This is a genomic window from Leisingera sp. ABD4_442 (assembly GCF_056160905.1).
The window spans coordinates 16,267-32,419 of sequence record NZ_JBSWYB010000024.1; the positions used below are offsets into that span (position 1 = coordinate 16,267).

20 protein-coding genes are annotated in these 16,153 nt (G+C 64.4%); 9 read left to right on the plus strand and 11 right to left on the minus strand.

Annotated elements, in window-relative coordinates:
* Positions 1-20: 20 nt before the first annotated feature.
* Both ACXAHG_RS16185 and ACXAHG_RS16190 read left to right on the plus strand, forming a co-directional pair.
* Positions 21-1,733: a tetratricopeptide repeat protein gene (locus ACXAHG_RS16185; protein WP_475058967.1), complete on the plus strand. Its 1,713-nt coding sequence runs from the start codon at positions 21-23 to the stop codon at positions 1,731-1,733.
* Positions 1,723-2,544 carry a 4-(cytidine 5'-diphospho)-2-C-methyl-D-erythritol kinase gene (locus tag ACXAHG_RS16190; RefSeq protein WP_475058969.1) on the plus strand — a complete coding sequence of 274 codons (822 nt, stop codon included), beginning with the start codon at positions 1,723-1,725 and terminating at the stop codon, positions 2,542-2,544. Before ACXAHG_RS16185 ends, ACXAHG_RS16190 begins: the two co-directional genes overlap by 11 nt.
* 181 nt (positions 2,545-2,725) lie before the next feature.
* On the opposite strand, the gene ACXAHG_RS16195 is transcribed toward ACXAHG_RS16190, so the two are convergent.
* Positions 2,726-3,724 carry a polyprenyl synthetase family protein gene (locus ACXAHG_RS16195; protein WP_475041488.1) on the minus strand — a complete coding sequence of 333 codons (999 nt, stop codon included), beginning with the start codon at positions 3,722-3,724 and terminating at the stop codon, positions 2,726-2,728.
* A 57-nt stretch (positions 3,725-3,781) separates the two neighbouring features.
* Here ACXAHG_RS16195 and ACXAHG_RS16200 point away from each other — a divergent pair, with 57 nt between their 5' ends.
* The 3 genes from ACXAHG_RS16200 to ACXAHG_RS16210 all read left to right on the plus strand — a co-directional run bounded on the left by ACXAHG_RS16200 (position 3,782) and on the right by ACXAHG_RS16210 (position 5,184).
* Positions 3,782-3,997 (plus strand): putative signal transducing protein, encoded by a 216-nt coding sequence (locus tag ACXAHG_RS16200; protein ID WP_475041490.1) that lies wholly within the window; start codon positions 3,782-3,784, stop codon positions 3,995-3,997.
* A gap of 10 nt (positions 3,998-4,007) precedes the next feature.
* Positions 4,008-4,775, plus strand: coding sequence for a tRNA1(Val) (adenine(37)-N6)-methyltransferase (locus tag ACXAHG_RS16205; protein ID WP_475059010.1), 768 nt, complete (start codon positions 4,008-4,010; stop codon positions 4,773-4,775).
* Positions 4,776-5,010: 235 nt separating this feature from the next.
* Entirely contained in the window at positions 5,011-5,184 is a 174-nt protein-coding gene (locus tag ACXAHG_RS16210; RefSeq protein WP_475041492.1) for a YdcH family protein, read from the plus strand.
* Positions 5,185-5,248: 64 nt separating this feature from the next.
* Here the strand turns inward: ACXAHG_RS16210 and yddG are convergent, their stop codons facing one another.
* Both yddG and ACXAHG_RS16220 read right to left on the minus strand, forming a co-directional pair.
* The gene (gene yddG / locus ACXAHG_RS16215) at positions 5,249-6,121 is read right to left on the minus strand and encodes an aromatic amino acid exporter YddG (RefSeq protein WP_475041494.1); all 873 of its coding nucleotides are present in this window, start codon (positions 6,119-6,121) and stop codon (positions 5,249-5,251) included.
* Positions 6,118-7,065 carry a transcriptional regulator GcvA gene (locus tag ACXAHG_RS16220; protein ID WP_475058971.1) on the minus strand — a complete coding sequence of 316 codons (948 nt, stop codon included), beginning with the start codon at positions 7,063-7,065 and terminating at the stop codon, positions 6,118-6,120. Before ACXAHG_RS16220 ends, yddG begins: the two co-directional genes overlap by 4 nt.
* A 115-nt stretch (positions 7,066-7,180) precedes the next feature.
* Between ACXAHG_RS16220 and ACXAHG_RS16225 the strand changes: the two genes are divergently transcribed.
* Positions 7,181-7,330 (plus strand): hypothetical protein, encoded by a 150-nt coding sequence (locus ACXAHG_RS16225; protein WP_475041495.1) that lies wholly within the window; start codon positions 7,181-7,183, stop codon positions 7,328-7,330.
* 79 nt (positions 7,331-7,409) lie between these two features.
* On the opposite strand, the gene phbB is transcribed toward ACXAHG_RS16225, so the two are convergent.
* The 8 genes from phbB to ACXAHG_RS16265 form a co-directional block, all read right to left on the minus strand.
* Positions 7,410-8,132 carry an acetoacetyl-CoA reductase gene (gene phbB, locus ACXAHG_RS16230; protein ID WP_475058973.1) on the minus strand — a complete coding sequence of 241 codons (723 nt, stop codon included), beginning with the start codon at positions 8,130-8,132 and terminating at the stop codon, positions 7,410-7,412.
* Positions 8,133-8,320: 188 nt separating this feature from the next.
* The gene (locus ACXAHG_RS16235; RefSeq protein WP_475045238.1) at positions 8,321-9,496 is read right to left on the minus strand and encodes an acetyl-CoA C-acetyltransferase; all 1,176 of its coding nucleotides are present in this window, start codon (positions 9,494-9,496) and stop codon (positions 8,321-8,323) included.
* Between the two features lie 365 nt (positions 9,497-9,861).
* Positions 9,862-10,698: an EAL domain-containing protein gene (locus ACXAHG_RS16240; RefSeq protein ID WP_475041499.1), complete on the minus strand. Its 837-nt coding sequence runs from the start codon at positions 10,696-10,698 to the stop codon at positions 9,862-9,864.
* A 126-nt stretch (positions 10,699-10,824) separates the two neighbouring features.
* Positions 10,825-11,757, minus strand: coding sequence for a sterol desaturase family protein (locus ACXAHG_RS16245; protein WP_475058975.1), 933 nt, complete (start codon positions 11,755-11,757; stop codon positions 10,825-10,827).
* Entirely contained in the window at positions 11,754-12,152 is a 399-nt protein-coding gene (locus ACXAHG_RS16250) for a hypothetical protein (RefSeq protein ID WP_475058978.1), read from the minus strand. The genes ACXAHG_RS16245 and ACXAHG_RS16250 overlap by 4 nt, the downstream gene beginning before the upstream one ends.
* Before the next feature lie 126 nt (positions 12,153-12,278).
* Complete coding sequence (locus ACXAHG_RS16255; RefSeq protein WP_475041503.1) at positions 12,279-12,620, minus strand: hypothetical protein; 342 nt, start codon at positions 12,618-12,620, stop codon at positions 12,279-12,281.
* A gap of 85 nt (positions 12,621-12,705) precedes the next feature.
* Entirely contained in the window at positions 12,706-13,332 is a 627-nt protein-coding gene (locus ACXAHG_RS16260) for a hypothetical protein (protein ID WP_475041504.1), read from the minus strand.
* Between the two features lie 60 nt (positions 13,333-13,392).
* Entirely contained in the window at positions 13,393-13,956 is a 564-nt protein-coding gene (locus ACXAHG_RS16265; RefSeq protein WP_475058980.1) for a TlpA disulfide reductase family protein, read from the minus strand.
* A 22-nt stretch (positions 13,957-13,978) separates the two neighbouring features.
* Here ACXAHG_RS16265 and argH point away from each other — a divergent pair, with 22 nt between their 5' ends.
* The 3 genes from argH (at position 13,979) to ACXAHG_RS16280 (ending at position 15,848) form a co-directional block, all read left to right on the plus strand.
* Positions 13,979-15,373, plus strand: a complete 1,395-nt coding sequence (gene argH / locus ACXAHG_RS16270; RefSeq protein WP_475058982.1) for an argininosuccinate lyase — start codon at positions 13,979-13,981, stop codon at positions 15,371-15,373.
* A 35-nt stretch (positions 15,374-15,408) separates the two neighbouring features.
* Entirely contained in the window at positions 15,409-15,585 is a 177-nt protein-coding gene (locus tag ACXAHG_RS16275) for a hypothetical protein (RefSeq protein ID WP_475041508.1), read from the plus strand.
* A 92-nt stretch (positions 15,586-15,677) separates the two neighbouring features.
* Positions 15,678-15,848, plus strand: a complete 171-nt coding sequence (locus tag ACXAHG_RS16280) for a hypothetical protein (protein ID WP_475041509.1) — start codon at positions 15,678-15,680, stop codon at positions 15,846-15,848.
* Positions 15,849-16,153 lie beyond the last annotated feature (305 nt).

The window sequence follows — 16,153 nt, forward strand, 5'->3', positions numbered from 1 at the left end:
TTCCGTAAGGGGGTCCCCGCGTGCCCGTATCCATTCTTCGCAGCCTGTCCTGTGCGGCCCTGATGGCCGCTGCCGCACCCGCATCGCACGCCGAGGGGCTGGCCGGATCCTACCTGGCCGGGCGGGCCGCGACCTATGACAGCGATTTTGCCGCCGCGGCGCTGTACTACACCCAGGCGCTGGCCCGCGATCCGCAGAACCCGCTCCTGATGGAAAACGTGGTCTTTGCCCAGCTTGCCATGGGCAAGGCAGAGTTGGCGGTGCCGGTGGCGGAACGGCTGCTGCAGGCAGGCGCCCGCAGCCAGGTTGCCAATATCGTGATCGCTGGCGGCCATGCTGCCGCCGGGCACTACCAGGCCATTCTCGGCCGGGATCTTGACCGCGAGGCAATCCACCCGCTGGTCGACGGGCTGCTGGAAGGCTGGGCGCATGTGGGGGCGGGGTCTGTCTCCAGCGCGCTCAGCACCTTTGACCGGCTGGCAGAGGATGGCAGCCTGCGCCCCTTCGTGCTCTATCACCGCGCGCTGGCGCTGGCCTCTGCCGGCGACTACGGAGGGGCAGAGGCGCTGTTCGCCGCTGAAGACGGCCGTCTTGCCAGTCTCAGCCGCCGCGCCGCGGTGGCACGGGTTCAGATTCTGTCTCAGCTTGGCCGCAACAGCGACGCCCGCCAGGCGCTCAAGGCCGCCTTTGGCAGCAGCCTGGATCCGGGACTGGAAGCTCTGGACGCCCAGCTCGCCGCGGGCGAGGCGCTCGCCTATACTGTTGCCCCCACCCCCAAAGAGGGCATCGCCGAGGTGTTCTATACCTTGGGCGCTGCGCTGAACGGGGACACGGCCAATGACTATGTGCTGATGTACGCCCGCATGGCGGCCTCGCTGCGCCCGGACCATGTGGACGCCATCCTGCTCAGCGCCAGCCTGCTGGACCAGCTGGGCCGGTATGAGCTGTCAGTGGCCACCTACAAGCAGGTGCCGGGCGGCCATCCGGATTACCATGCTGCCGAAATGGGCCGCGCCGAAGCCTTGCGCCGTGCCGCCAAGCCGGATGCGGCGATCGAAGTGCTGGAGCAGCTGGCCCGCGAGTTCCCCGCCCAGCCCAGCGTCTATGTGAGCCTCGGCGACCTCCTGCGGCAGCAGGAGGATTACGCCGGCGCCGCGGGCGCCTATGACAAGGCGCTGGACAATACGCCGGAAGACTCTCCCAGCCGCTGGTTCCTGCTCTATGCCCGCGGCATCTGCCATGAACGGCTGGACCAGTGGGAGCAGGCAGAGGCCGACTTCCGCGCCTCGCTGGCGCTGGATCCGAACCGGCCGCAGGTGCTGAACTACCTTGGCTATTCGCTGGTGGAAAAGCGCAGCAAGCTGGACGAGGCGCTGGATATGATCGAACGCGCCGTCGCGGCACGGCCCGATTCCGGCTATATCGTCGACAGCCTGGGCTGGGTGCTCTACCGCATGGGCCGCTTTGACGAGGCGGTCGCCCATATGGAGCGCGCAGTGGAACTGATGCCGGTGGACCCGGTGGTCAACGACCATCTGGGCGATGTCTACTGGGCCGTGGGCCGCGCCCGCGAGGCAGAGTTCCAGTGGAAGCGGGCACTCTCCTTCATCGACCCGGAAGACACCGACGGTGAGGCCGACCCGGACCGTATCCGCCGCAAGCTGGACGTCGGTCTGGATGCAGTACTGGCCGAGGAAGGCGCCGAACCGCTGGAAGTTGCCAATGGCGGCTGAGGTCGCAGCACCCGCCAAGATCAACCTGACCCTGCATGTGACCGGCCGCCGCGAGGACGGCTATCACCTGCTGGATTCACTGGTGGTCTTTGCCGGTACCGGCGACCGCCTGCATCTGGATCCCGGACCGGAATTGGCGCTCGAGGTCTCCGGCCTGTTTGCAGAGGGCGTGCCTGCTGATGCGCGCAACCTGGTCTGGAAAGCCGCCGCCGGGGCAGGCTGGCGGGGGCGGATCAGCCTGAACAAGCAGCTGCCGCATGGCGCTGGCATCGGCGGCGGCTCCTCTGACGCCGCTGCAGTTTTGCGCACATTGGCGGGGCAGGGGAGGAGCATTCCCGAAGATCTGCCGCTGTCGCTGGGCGCCGATGTTCCGGTCTGCATGGCGGCACGCGCCGCCCGGATGCAGGGCATCGGCGAGCAGGTCACGCCGGTAGAATTGCCTCAGCTGCACGCCCTGCTGGTCAACCCTGGTGTGCATGTGCCCACCGGCCCTGTCTTTTCCGCGCTGCCCTCCCGCGACAACCCGCCGATGCCAGAAGACATCCCGTCTTTCCTCACCGCTGAAGACTGCGCCGCCTGGCTGGCCGGGCAGCGCAACGACCTGGAAGCCCCGGCCATCAGCCTTGCGCCTGAAATCGCGCGGGTTCTTGCGGACCTGCGCGCCTCGCGCCAGGCTTTGCTCGCCCGCATGTCCGGCTCCGGCGCCACATGCTTTGCGCTCTACCCCACAAAAAAAGCCGCCCATATGGCAGCCTATGAAATCGGTGCAGAGCACCCCGAGTGGTGGTGCAGCGCTGTCACCTTGAGCTAAAGCGGGCAGCTCCCGCCCGCGGGCCGGCGCATCAAAGATGCTTGCCCGCCGTTGGGCCGCGCGCCGCGCTGGTGCACGGCGCGCCACCGCCCTGCGGCTTCTTTCTGGTCTGAAATACTCCGGGGGTGAGGCCGTCTGGCCGAGGGGGCAACGCCCCCTGCACCTGTACTAACGGACCGGCTCAGTTCAGCCGTGACACAACGTAATCGGCCAGATCGCTCAGCATGGTGCGGATCTCGTGATCGGGCAGCACCTCCAGCGACGCGCGTGCCTTGGCGGCCCAGCCAAAGGCATCCTCGCGGGTCGCTTCCAACGTGCCGTATTTCGCCATCAGCGCCAGCGCCTGCTCCAGGTCGCCGTCTTGCTGCTTGCCCTTCTCGATGGTCCGGGTCCAGAACGCGCGTTCCTCGTCCGTCGCCTGCGCCACCGCCTTGATCACCGGCAGGGTCAGCTTGCGCTCGCGGAAGTCGTCGCCGACGTTCTTGCCGGTCGCCTTGCTGTCGCCTTGATAGTCCAGCAGATCATCGGCAATCTGGAAGGCAATCCCCAGCGCGTCGCCATAGGCAAACAGCGCCTTCACCTGCGCTTCCGGCGCGCCGGCAATCACCCCGCCGACCTCGGTCGCGGCTGAGAACAGCGCGGCGGTCTTGCCGCGCACCACCTGCAGATAGATGTCCTCATCCGTCTTCAGGTTCGACGCTGCTGTCATCTGCAGCACCTCGCCCTCGGCAATAGTGGCGGAGGCATTGGCCAGGATATCCAGCACCCGCAGGGAGCCGGTCTCGACCATCAGCTGGAAGCTGCGGGCAAACAGGTAGTCACCGACCAGAACCGAGCTCTTGTTATCCCAAAGAAGGTTCGCGGTCGGCCGCCCGCGCCGCTGGGCGCTTTCGTCGACCACATCGTCATGCAGCAGCGTCGCGGTATGAATGAACTCCACCGTCGCCGCCAGTTTCAGGTGATGGTCGCCCTCGTAGCCGCACAGCCGCGCCGCGGCCAGCGTCAGCATCGGCCGCAGCCGCTTGCCGCCGGCCTCGACCAGATGCGCGGTCACTTCGGGGATGCGCGGCGCATGTTCGGACGCCATCCGGGTGCGGATCAGCGCATTCACCGCCTCCAGCTCCCCGCTCAGGGTTGCGGCCAGCATCTCATGCGGTTTCCTGGTCATCACTTGGTCCATCACTTTCCCGCTCGCAAGTCTCGACAACGCCTGTGCCTTGCCCTTAGATCCATCCCCATGAAAGAGCTTTTGCGCAGCACCGATCCGACGATCATGGCCTTTGCCTCCGCCCTCCTTGAGGGAGAGGATATAGACTGCTTTCAAATGGACGTAAATATGAGCATCCTGGAAGGCGGGATCGGAATTTTCCCGCGCCGTCTGATGGTTCACGAGGATGACTACGAGGACGCGCTGGTGGTGATGCGCGACAATGAAATCCCGCTTGGCCGATGAGGCCTGTACGATGACGGGCTTTTGCGATGATGAACTGACCCGCAACGGATTCCTCGGCGGCAGGGTGCAGCTGTGGCAGCCTAGAAAGGGCTACCGCGCCGGGGTGGACCCGGTGCTGCTGGCGGCCGCCGTTCCCGCGCAGGCAGGGAAGGCTGTGCTAGAGCTTGGCTGCGGTGCCGGCCAGGTGCTCCTGTGCCTTGGCGCGCGGGTGCCGGGGGTTGCGCTGACGGGGGTGGAGCTGCAGGCGCCTTATGCGGATCTGGCCCGCCGCAACGCCGCAGCCAATGGTCATAGCATCGAGGTGTTCGAGGCTGACCTTTCCGCCCTTCCAGAGCCGCTGAAACAGCGCCAGTTCCATCACGTCATTGCCAATCCGCCCTATTACAAGGCGGGCGCCCACAGCCAGGCCCGCGACGAGGGGCGCAAGGTGGCGCTGGGCGAGGGCACGCCGCTGGCTGATTGGATCGCCGCCGCCGCCCGGCGCCTCACGCCTAAGGGCTACCTGCACATGATCCAGCGGGCGGACCGGCTGCCGGACATGCTTGCGGGCTGCGCCTGCGTTCTGGGCTCGGTGGAGGTGCTGCCGCTGGCGCCGCGCCAGACCCGCGCTGCAGAGCTGGTGATCCTGCGGGCGCGCAAGGGCGGGCGGGCGGATTTCCGTCTGCATGCGCCGCTGATTCTGCATGAAGGCACCCGGCATGAGCGCGACGGGGATAGCTACCGCCCCGAAATCCGCGCCGTATTGCGCGACGCAGCTGCCTTGCCTTGGCCAGGCTGAGGCGGATTTTTACAGCGGCGCAAACTTAGGGGCGGCATGCGCGGGATTCAACCTTTGGCGAAACCAAATTCGCTGGTTTCTGCAAAAACGCGCTTTGGCCTGCGGCAAAATGCGCGGCGCATAGCCGATATGAAAATTTCATGACAAAAATAGTGCGGCTGCAGCGTGACAGACGCGAAAACTTGTGGTCCACTCTTCCTGTCAAACACATCTAGCTCAAAGAAGGAGGGTTGCCATGAGCCTCAGCTCGCATCTGACCGAACTTAAGAAGAAGCACGAGCATCTGAGCATGGAAGTGGAACAGGCCCAACGATCACCCGGTACCGATGATCTGCAAATCGCGGCAATGAAAAAGCAGAAGCTGAAGCTGAAGGAAGAGATTTCGCGGCTGACAGCGGAAGCAGTCTAAAGCGTTCCGCCGGGCAAGACCGGAACAAGTTTTGGAGGGCCTGCCCAGTGTGGCGGCCCTCTTTTCATTTGGGGGGCCGGCTGGCGCTGGCCCGCGCCGCAATCAGCGCCCCGCCGGTGATCAGCGCCGCCGCCAGCGCCAGCCCCCAAGAGGCCGCGGCGATCCCCGCCACCACCAGAATCAGCGTCGACAGCAGCGGAGCCGCATAGGAACTGGTGCCCAGCATCTGGATATCGCCCTGCTTGACCCCGATATCCCAGACGTAAAACGCCAGCCCGACGGGCCCGAGGCCCAGGAGCAGGGTCGAGATCCAGCCCAGCGTGCCCGCAGGCCACACCGTCTCCTCCAGCGCGAAATGCAGCCCCCAGGACGCTGCAGCTGTGGCCAGGCAGAAGACCGCAACCGAACTGGTTGGCGCCTTGCCCACCAGCCGTGACAGCACCGAATAGCCGGACCATGTGAGTGCACAGAGCAGCGCCAGCCCGTAGCCTGGCAGATACTGCGCCTCAAACCCGCCGCCGCCGCCCGAAATGATCGTCGCCGCCCCGGCAAAACCCAAGCCAGCGCCAATCAGATGCCCCGCTTTCAGCCTCTCTCCGGGCAGCAGGCCCGAGAACAGCACGATCAGCAGGGGCCAGAGATAGGCAATCAGCCCGGCCTCCGCCGCCGGCGCCAGCCGCAGGGCCGAAAAATACAGCGCGTGGTAGCCAAACAGCCCCAGCGTGCCAAAAGCGTAGACCTTGAAAGGCACGTCTTTCAGCTGCCCCAGCTTGCCAGCGGCCGCGGTCCAGAAAATCCCCAGCGTGCCGCCGATGCTGAAGCACAGCGCATTCAGCAGCAAGGGCGGCGCCGGTTCCGATCCGACGGTCAGCAAGGCCAGCAGCGACCACAGAAGAACAGCGATAAAGCCGATGGCGGTCGCACGGGTCTTGGTCATGGCGGGGGAATGTCCTCGACGGGGATGATCTCAAATTCCTCCGAGACGTAGGCGGTTTTTTCGATCTCGGCAATGAACCAGTCGCGGAACGCTGCGATCTGCGGCCGGGTCTCGGTTCCCAGCGCACACAGGAACCGGAAATGCGCCTTGGTCTCAATCGCGGTCTTGAACGGCGCCACCAGGCGGTCTGCGTGCAGATCGGTGATCGCCATCCCCCGCCGCCCCAGCGCCACGCCGGCCCCCGCCACAGCTGCGTCGATGGCGTGATCGGCCTGCGAAAAATGCGAGCCATGCGTCGGGGTAAAATCAATGCCTTGTGTCCTGAACCAGGCGGGCCAGTCGCAGGGCGGGTCCAGAAAGTCAATCGACTCATCAAAGATCAGCGGCGCCTCCACCAGGCTCTGCGGCGTGGTGTAGCGTTCCGCCAGCTCCGGCGACATCACCGGCGTCACCCATTCCGGCGGCACCGGCAGCACATACAGCCCCTCATCCGGCCCATAGCCAAAACGGATCGCCACATCGACCTCGTCGCGCACAAAATCCAGCATCCGCAGTGTCGCTGAAAACCGCAGGTCAATCTCCGGATGCGCCCGGGCAAACTCATACAGCCGCGGCGCCAGCCATTTCGCCGTCAGCCCCGGGCCGGCCGTCACCGTCAGCGTGGTATTGTCCTGCAGCCGCCGGGTCGCCCGCCAGGCGGCGGTTAGCGCCTCGAACCCCTCCGCCGCGCCGGGCGCCAGGGTCTTGCCCGCCTCGGTCAGCTCCACCGCCCGGTTCAGGCGGCGGAACAGCGGCTGGCCCAGATGCTCCTCCAGCGATTTGATCTGAAAGGACAGCGCCGCAGGGGTCACGTTCAGCTCCTCCGCCGCCTTGGCAAAGGACATATGGCGGGCAGCAGCGTCAAAGGCGCGCAAAGCGGTGAGGGGCGGCAGGCGGTCAGTCATGTTCACGTAAGTATACTTTAACTGAAGCTTGGCAAAGTCTCGTTTGTCCGTTTGACGGAACGTCCTCATATTGGGTGCAGGTAAAGGATACTGATCCGAGGAAAGGAGGCCTGACATGCTGGAATATTCTGCTAATGCCGCCACCAAGACTGCCATGGCCCGCGCCCATGCCGAACGCGGGCAGGTACTGAAGCGAGCATGGATCTGGCTGTTCAGCAAGCGGCCGGTGCCAGCCCTCCGCCCCAAGGTTTCCCGCTGGGCCTGAGCGCGCACGCGTCCTTACGGGATGGGAAAAGGGCCGGTCCATCTGGACCGGCCCTTGCCGTTTTCGCTGGCAGATCAGCTTAGACGAAGAACTGCGCCCCGTTGGCAGAGATGGTCGAGCCGTTGATGAAGCCCGAGTCGTCGGAGGCCAGGAAGGCCACGCAGCGGGCGATCTCTTCCGGCTCGCCCAGGCGGCCGGCCGGGATCTGGCCGATGATCGACTCACGGACCTTCTCCGGAACCGCCATCACCATCTCGGTGGCGATATAGCCGGGGCAGATGGCGTTGGCGGTGATGCCTGCCCGCGCGCCTTCCTGGGCCAGCGACTTCACGATGCCCAGATCGCCGGCTTTGGTGGCGGCATAGTTCACCTGGGCGAACTGGCCCTTCTGGCCGTTGATCGAGGAGATCACGATGACGCGGCCGAACTTGCGCTCGCGCATGCCGGGCCAGATCGGGTGCACGGTGTTGAACACGCCGGTCAGGTTGGTGTCGATCACTTCCTGCCACTGCTGCGGGGTCATCTTGTGGAACGGCGCGTCGCGGGTGATGCCGGCGTTGGCCACCACGATGTCGATCGGGCCCAGGTCCGCTTCGACCTTGGCAATGCCTGCAGCGCTTTCCTCGTAGCTGCCGACATTCCACTTATAGGTCTTGATGCCGGTTTCCTCGGTGAACTTTGCCGCGGCTTCGTCATTGCCGGCATAGGTGGCTGCCACAGTGCAGCCCTGCGCCTGCAGCGCCTGGGAAATTGCTGCGCCGATGCCGCGGGAGCCGCCGGTGACGAGTGCAGTACGTGCCATTCAAGAATCCTCCAGTAATAGTCTCTTGGTAATCTTGCTACAGTTTCCGGTAAGGGAGCGCAACAATATTGCGCGGCAAATTTCTGCGTTGCCGCGAGAAAATTGTCGCACCTGCAGTATAGGCCTGCCATGTAAAAGAAAAAGGACGCCCGGGGGCGTCCTTCAGATTTAACGGTTTGTTGCCGGTTTTATGGGCGTTCGACGCACATGGCGACGCCCATGCCGCCACCGATGCACAGGGTGGCGAGGCCTTTCTTGGCGCCGCGGCGCTTCATTTCGAACAGCAGGGTGTTCAGAACCCGGCAGCCGGAGGCACCGATCGGGTGGCCGATGGCAATGGCGCCGCCGTTCACGTTCACAATCGACGGATCCCAGCCCATGTCCTTGTTGACCGCGCAGGCCTGGGCGGCAAAGGCTTCGTTGGCTTCGACCAGATCCAGGTCATTGACCGACCAGCCGGCTTTCTCCAGCGCCTTGCGCGAGGCGTAGACCGGGCCCACACCCATGATCGACGGATCCAGGCCGGCGGTTGCATAAGACGCGATGCGGGCCAGCGGCTCGATGCCGCGGCGCTCGGCCTCATCGGCGCTCATCAGCAGGGTGGCAGCGGCGCCGTCGTTCAGGCCAGAGGCGTTGGCGGCGGTGACCGAGCCGTCCTTGGCAAAGGCCGGGCGCAGTTTCTGCATCGCTTCAATGGTGGCACCGTGGCGGATGTATTCGTCCGCGTCCACGGTGATGTCACCCTTGCGGTGCTTGACCACAAATGGGGTGATCTCATCAGCGAATTTGCCCGCCTTCTGCGCCGCTTCCGCCTTGTTCTGCGAGGCAACGGCAAATTCATCCTGCATGTCGCGGGAGATCTGCCACTGCTCAGCCACGTTCTCGGCGGTCTGGCCCATGTGGTAGCCGTTGAAGGCATCCCACAGGCCATCGCGGATCATCGTATCGATGTATTTCATGTCGCCCATCTTGTGGCCGGCACGCAGATGCGCGGCATGGGGGGACAGGGTCATGTTCTCCTGGCCGCCGGCGGCGACGATGGACGCATCGCCCAGCTGGATGTGCTGTGCGCCCAGTGCCACGGCACGCAGGCCCGAACCGCAGACCTGGTTGATGCCCCAGGCGGCGCTTTCCTTGGGCAGGCCTGCATTGATATGCGCCTGGCGGGCCGGGTTCTGGCCCTGGGCCGCGGTCAGCACCTGGCCCAGGATGGTTTCGGACACTTCGGATTTGTCCACACCGGCGCGTTCCACAACGGCTTCCAGCACCGCGGCGCCCAGGTCATGGGCCGGGGTATTGGCGAACGAGCCGCCAAAGGAGCCGACGGCGGTGCGCGCGGCGGATGCGATTACAACATTGGTCATTGATTTCTGGTCCTCTGCCATCAATTCTGGTCTCCCGGGAGAGCGCCGCGCACACGATGCAGAATCGTCCGCGCAAGAATCTTTCCCGTATCCTCCGGGTACCGACATAATCTATTGCTGCACGTGCAGCAATTGCCAGCGTGTCCCAGGGGGTGCGGCAGAGTCAACCGCCAGAAACGCCCTTGGATGCAGGAATTCCGTCAGCCGCGGCGGATAATGCTGCAAGGCAGCACAGGCACAGGCGGCTAAGCTGCTGCCGGGGCGGTGAAATTCCGGGGCGGCAGGAGGGGAGCAGACCGCTGCCGCGCGCGCATCAGCCCATGGCAGCAGTGGTCTGCCGGGCCTGGTCCGGTCCGCAAGGCGGCTCAGCCAGCCTCCTGGCGTTTCATTTCTTCGATCCAGGGCGGCGTGACGGATGGCGCGCCGAACAGGTAGCCCTGCAGGCAATCGACGCCGTTCTCGACCAGGAACTCCGCATCCTCCTGGCTCTCCACCGACTCCGCGACCGTGAACATGTCGAACTGCTTGGCAATGCCGATCAGGGCGCGGACAACCGACTGGTTGTCGTGGCTGGCGTGAATGCCGCGCACGAACTGGCCGTCGATCTTGACCGCGTCAAAGAAGAACTGGCGGAAGTTGCCGATAGAGGTGGTGCTGGCGCCGAAGTTGTCGAGCGCAAAGGCAATCCCATGCTGCTGCATCCGGCCCATGAAGTCGGTCACCAGTTCCGGCGCGGCCATGGCGGAGGCCTCGGTGATTTCCAGCACCAGCCGTTCGCCCAGCGTTGCGTCGCGCTTCATGAACCGGTCCAGCACCTGGTTCCAGCGCTGATAGCCGATGGAGCGCGCAGACATGTTCACCGACAGGCGGATCTGCGGGTATTTCTCCAGCGCCTTCAGCCCGTGCTGCAGCGCCAGGCAGTCCATCTCGCGGCCGATTTCCTTGTCCTCGACCACATGCATGAATTCGCGGGCGGGAATCACCCGGCCGGTCGGGTCCAGCACCCGGATATAGCCTTCGTAAAAGGCGACCCCGTGCGGCGCCATGGCCTGCATGACGGGCTGATAGGCCAGCACCGTCTGATTGTGCCGCACGGCGTCGGCAACCATGTCCAGGGTGGAGCGGTCGCGCCCGGCCACCGCGGCGTTCAGCGGGTTTTCGGAGCCTTCGGGGAGATCTGCCTTGGCATTTCGTCTTTTCATGTTCAGCTCAGGCCCTGTTCCGGCAAAGATGTCACTTAATATGATGCTCCAGGCAGTGTCCTGCAAAAGGATTGCTGCGGGATTAAAGTTCGAATTTGAACGATCTGCCCTCCAGCCGCCCGGTGTTCAGCCGTCAAACCCCGGGGTGCCGGCATCTTCGGGGTGGCGTGCCAGATGCGCCGCCTTGATCCCGGCAGAGGTGTCGCGGCTGCCGTCATGGCTGTAGCCGGGCGGCGCAAAGGCATAGAGCAGACGCTGTTTCCAGGTCAGCCCGGGCTGGGCCATGTCCTTGAAAATGCCGACCCATTCATGAAAGGCGACCCTAAGCGGGTTGAAGGTGGCGATGTTATGCACCAGGCCGTAATCGGGGCGGTCGTGGTCCTGTTCCGGCACGAAGGTGCCGAACATCCTGTCCCATATGATGAAGACGCCGGCATAGTTGCAATCCAGGTAGCGCGGGTTCCTGCCATGGTGGACGCGGTGGTGGCTGGGGGTATTCATTACCGCCTCGAACCAGCGCGGCAGCCGGGTGACCGCCTCGGTGTGGATCCAGAACTGGTAGATCAGGTTCAGCCCGCCGCAAAACAGCACCAGCGCCGGGTGAAATCCCAACAGCACCATCGGCGCCTTAACCACCATCATAAAGGTGAAGGTCCCGGTCCAGGTCTGCCTGAGCGCAGTGGTCAGGTTGTAGTGCTGGCTGGAGTGATGATTGACATGCGACGCCCAGACCCAGCGCACCCGGTGGCCAAGCCGGTGCACCCAGTAATAGCGCAGGTCATCGAGCACAAAGCAGACAAGGACCGCCCCGGCTGAAGTCCCCATGTCCAGCGGCGTCAGCTGCCACAGGAACATCAGAAAACCCCAGGCGATGAAGCCCAGCAGCAGCCCTTCGGCAACGCTGCCCGCGCCCATGATCAGGGAAGTCACCGCATCGCGGGTCTCATAGCGTCCGCCACGCTTCTTCAGGGCGATCCAAAGGAACTCGGCCAGGATCGCGGCGATGAAGAACGGCACCGCCAGTTGGGTCGCGTCAGGGTATGAAATCTCTGCGGTCATACGGCCTCCGCTGGGGGTGCGATCAGTTCCAGCCATTGGCGGCGTTCCGCCTCTGCCAGGCACAGGAAGAGGCCGGGGGCGGCGAAGTCGTTGAACTCAAAGCGCAGCCCGGCGGCGGTCTCGCGGATCCTGCTGCCGGTCAGATGGCGGCCAACGGTATCGGCGCCAAAAGCCCAAAGCAGCCCGGGCCCGGTTCCGGTCGCAACCAGGGCGGCCTGTCCGCTGGCGGCGGGCAGCACCTTGATAACGGTGTCCTCCGGAAAATGGCGCAACCAGGCCGCGCGGGCGCTTGCCGCGGTCACCACGATCTGCCGGGAGCGTCCCGTCACGTGCAGCAGAATGGCAATTGCGGATATCCCGCCCGCGACCAGGGCCAGCAGCAGTTCCAGCGGCATGAGCGTCCTCCCGCAGGCAGACTGGCGGGCGGGCGGAAGGCTGTCAAAGGTGGCGTGGGGTCAACCGCGGCCGTCCCCGCCCCCAGCTCCGGGGGCAAGGGCAGGCTGGCCTTGGCAAGCCGGGGTCTACATCGCCGCAGCCGCGCGCTGCGCCTTTGGCAGCACCTGCATCTGCACCACCCGCTCGACAAAGGGCACCAGCCCTTCGGGACCGGAGGCGCGGTCCTTGAGGTGAATGCAAACATCGGGCCTCAGCGCCGCGATGATGCCGATGAGGTCGCCGCGGATCTGATCGTCCAGACCCGCGCCCATGATCACGCATTCGATGCGCGGCTCGGTTTCCAGCTGGCGCACCACCTCGGGCTGGTCATGGGCGCCCAGCCATTGGATCGGCAGATGGTCCAGCTGCTCGGCCACATTGCCGATCACATGCGGCAGCTTGCCGATCAGTAACACAACAGGTTTCATATCACTCTCCACCCAGCACAGGGGCGCCGTTTCGGGGCGTCCCTCAAGGTACAGGTAGTGCGAAACTCTGCCGGGTCAGGAGTTGCTACGGACGGGCGACATGGATGACGCGGCAGGTGTCGCCTTCATTCTTCATAACGTTTTGCACGATGTGAGCTGAAGTATTGCTATTGATTTTTTCAATACTGGATTCACAGCCGCGTATCGCCGAAGCCTTTGCTTCGATCTCTGTGTCGTATCCCCAGCTATACCCAGGGGCACCGAAATCGGTTGTTGCGAATGCGCCGAATTTGCCGTCCTTTTGCAGTCGCTGGTACTTTTTGAAAAGACGGTTTCCAGTTTGGCTTAAAGTGACACCGTTCCCCGTTGCAGGGGTCTTAGGACCAACGGTTGCGTAAAGCTCGCAGTGGGATGGGTTCTGCGACTTAAGGTGACAGGATTTCCGAGCACTTTGCTTGGCCAGCTCCATGTTCCTTGTGTCCCAGAATTCGGCAGATATGTCTTCCTGCTGGTTGACATAAAGTGCGCCATAATAATCTGCATTTTTCTTGAAGTGGGCGAAGTCTTTCTTGACTTCGCCCTTCAAACGTTCAGCAGAATGAATCGTGACCTTGGACCGGTGTCCTTCGAGCAAAATCTCCGCCTGGAGGGGAGCAATGTTTGCAAAAAGTGCGATGGCTGCTGCTGACAAGCCGGTAAGAATCTTTGTCAAAATAGTCTCCTGGGGCCAGTATTCCGGCCCCAAGCTACTCACTTGAATTTCAAGCGCAAGCTACTTTGAGGCGATCATCGCCTGAACAATCGCCTTGGCACTGTCTGAATTCCACTCGGCGTCGCCCAGGAGCCGCGCGACCTCCTTGCCGTCGCGGTCCAGCAGCACCGTGATCGGCAGGCCGATCACCGCCATCTCACGGGCCAGCGCCTGTTTCGGATCCTGGTGGCGGGGCAGGTTGGTGATGCCAACCTCGTCAAAGAACTTCTGGATACCCGCGGGCGAGTTGCGCCCGGTGGCAATGGTCAGCACCTCGAAGTCTTCGCCGCCGAATTCCTCCTGCAGCTCAGACAGCTGCGGCATCTCCTTGCGGCAGGGGGCGCACCAGGTGGCCCAGAAATTGAGCAGCACCACCTTGCCCTGGTAATCCTCCAGGCTGGCAGTGCCGGCGCCGTCGGCCAGCTCAAACGCCGCGGCCGAGGTGTCGCGCGGCTCGGAATGCACGACCAGCCGCTTGAGGCTGTCCTCGCGCAGCGCTTCCAGCTGCGCCTGATCTGCCGCAGCCGCGGCATTTGCACCCAAGGCGAGGGCCATATAAAGGGAAAGCTGACGAAACAGACGCATATTATCTCCGGGGTTCCACACCATGACAGATCAATCCTCGAACCAGATGTGGGGCGGCCGCTTTGCCGCAGGTCCCGACGCGATCATGGAGGCAATCAACGCCTCGATCGGGTTTGACAAGCGGATGGCAGCACAGGACATCGCAGGCTCCAGGGCCCATGCGGCGATGCTGGCCGCGACAGGCGTGATTACGGATAATGATGCTGAGGCCATTCGGGAAGGGCTGCTCACCGTTTTGTCAGAGATCGAGGGCGGAAGTTTCCAGTTTTCCACTGCGCTGGAAGACATCCACATGAATGTGGAGGCGCGGCTGAAGGAAATCATCGGCGAGCCTGCAGGGCGTCTGCACACCGGCCGGTCGCGCAACGACCAGGTGGCGACCGATTTCAAACTCTGGGTGCGGGACCAACTGGACGCGGCGGAAAGCGGCCTGCTGGCCTTGATCCGGGCGCTGCTGAGCCAGGCCGAGGCGGGCGCCGATTGGGTGATGCCGGGCTTTACCCATCTGCAGACTGCGCAGCCGGTCACATGGGGCCACCACATGATGGCCTATGTGGAGATGTTCGGCCGCGACCTCAGCCGCGTGCGCGACGCACGCAAACGCATGAACGAATCGCCGCTGGGCGCGGCGGCGCTGGCGGGCACCTCCTTCCCGATCGACCGGGAGATGACCGCATCTGCGCTGGGCTTTGACCGCCCCGCCGCGAACTCGCTGGATGCGGTCTCCGACCGCGACTTTGCACTGGAATTCCTGAGCGTGGCTTCGATCAGCGCCGTGCACCTTTCCCGCTTTGCCGAAGAGCTGGTGATCTGGTCCTCCGCCCAGTTCCGCTTTGTCACCCTGTCGGACCGCTTCTCCACCGGCTCCTCGATCATGCCGCAGAAGAAGAACCCGGACGCGGCAGAGCTGATCCGCGCCAAGGTGGGCCGGATCTTTGGCGCCAATACCGCGCTGATGATGGTGATGAAGGGGCTGCCCTTGGCCTATTCCAAGGACATGCAGGAAGACAAGGAACAGGTGTTTGACGCCGCCGACAACTGGATGCTGGCGCTGGCGGCGATGGAAGGCATGGTGCGCGACATGACCGGCAACCGCGAGAGCCTGGCGGCCGCCGCAGGCTCCGGCTTCTCCACCGCCACCGACCTGGCCGACTGGCTGGTGCGGGTGCTGAAGGTGCCGTTCCGCGATGCCCACCACGTGACCGGCACCTTGGTGGCGATGGCGGAAAGCCGCGGCTGCGATTTGCCGGACCTTTCGCTTGCGGATATGCAGGGCGTTCACGAAGGCATCACCGAGGACATCTTCACTGTGCTTGGCGTCGAAAACTCGGTAAACTCCCGCATGTCCTACGGCGGCACCGCGCCGGCGCAGGTGCGGGCGCAGATCGCCCGCTGGCAGGGCATCCTGGCGGGCTGACGCCCGCGCAGCCGGCTGCGGCAAGGAGGCAGACAATGCGCAACATGATCTATGCTTTGCTCGGGCTGGCGGTTCTGGCCGCCTGCGGGGTGGACGGCGAGCCGGTGCAGCCGACCCTGAACGCAGGTATCGGTGTCGGCGGCAGCGGCGTCCATGTCGGCGGCGCGGTCGGGCTGCACAAGGGGCCGGTCAGCGTCTTTCTGGGCTTCTAGCGCCTGCGGCGCCCTTGACGCCGCAATGCAGAAACACCACCTAGGATCTGCCCCGGCCTGCCGCCGGGGCGGTTTTCATTAAGGATGCTGGAATGAAGCTTGCGATTGTTTTTCTTGCCTTGGCCGGCCTGGCCGCCTGCGACACCGGCCTGCCGGCGGCCACCAGCGCACCAGCGCCCAATGCGCCGCAAAAGCATCAGCCCGCGGAGCCGGGTGTCTCGGTCTCCGGCTATGCCCGCGCGGGCGTGTCCCACACGTTCTGAACAGCGCATTTGCCGTCCGGGGCTGATCCCCGTCCGGTTGTTTGCTGCTGTTGTGCATTCCGTTTCTGATCTGCTGAGGCCAGCGGTAAGGAGTGGCGGCGCCGCCAAGGGGCGGAGGCGGGACGGGAGGGTTGCTCCCGCACGCGAAACGTCGTCTGTGCGTGCCCGTGCCAAAGGGCCCTGTTCCAAGGTGCCGGGGGTGTCAGGCCCGGCAGTGACCGCGATCAGGGGCAGTATGCCAGTTCGGGCTTAAGATGCCGTGACAGGGGCGTGCGCCGGGTGTGCAACACCCAGGACGCCTCGTT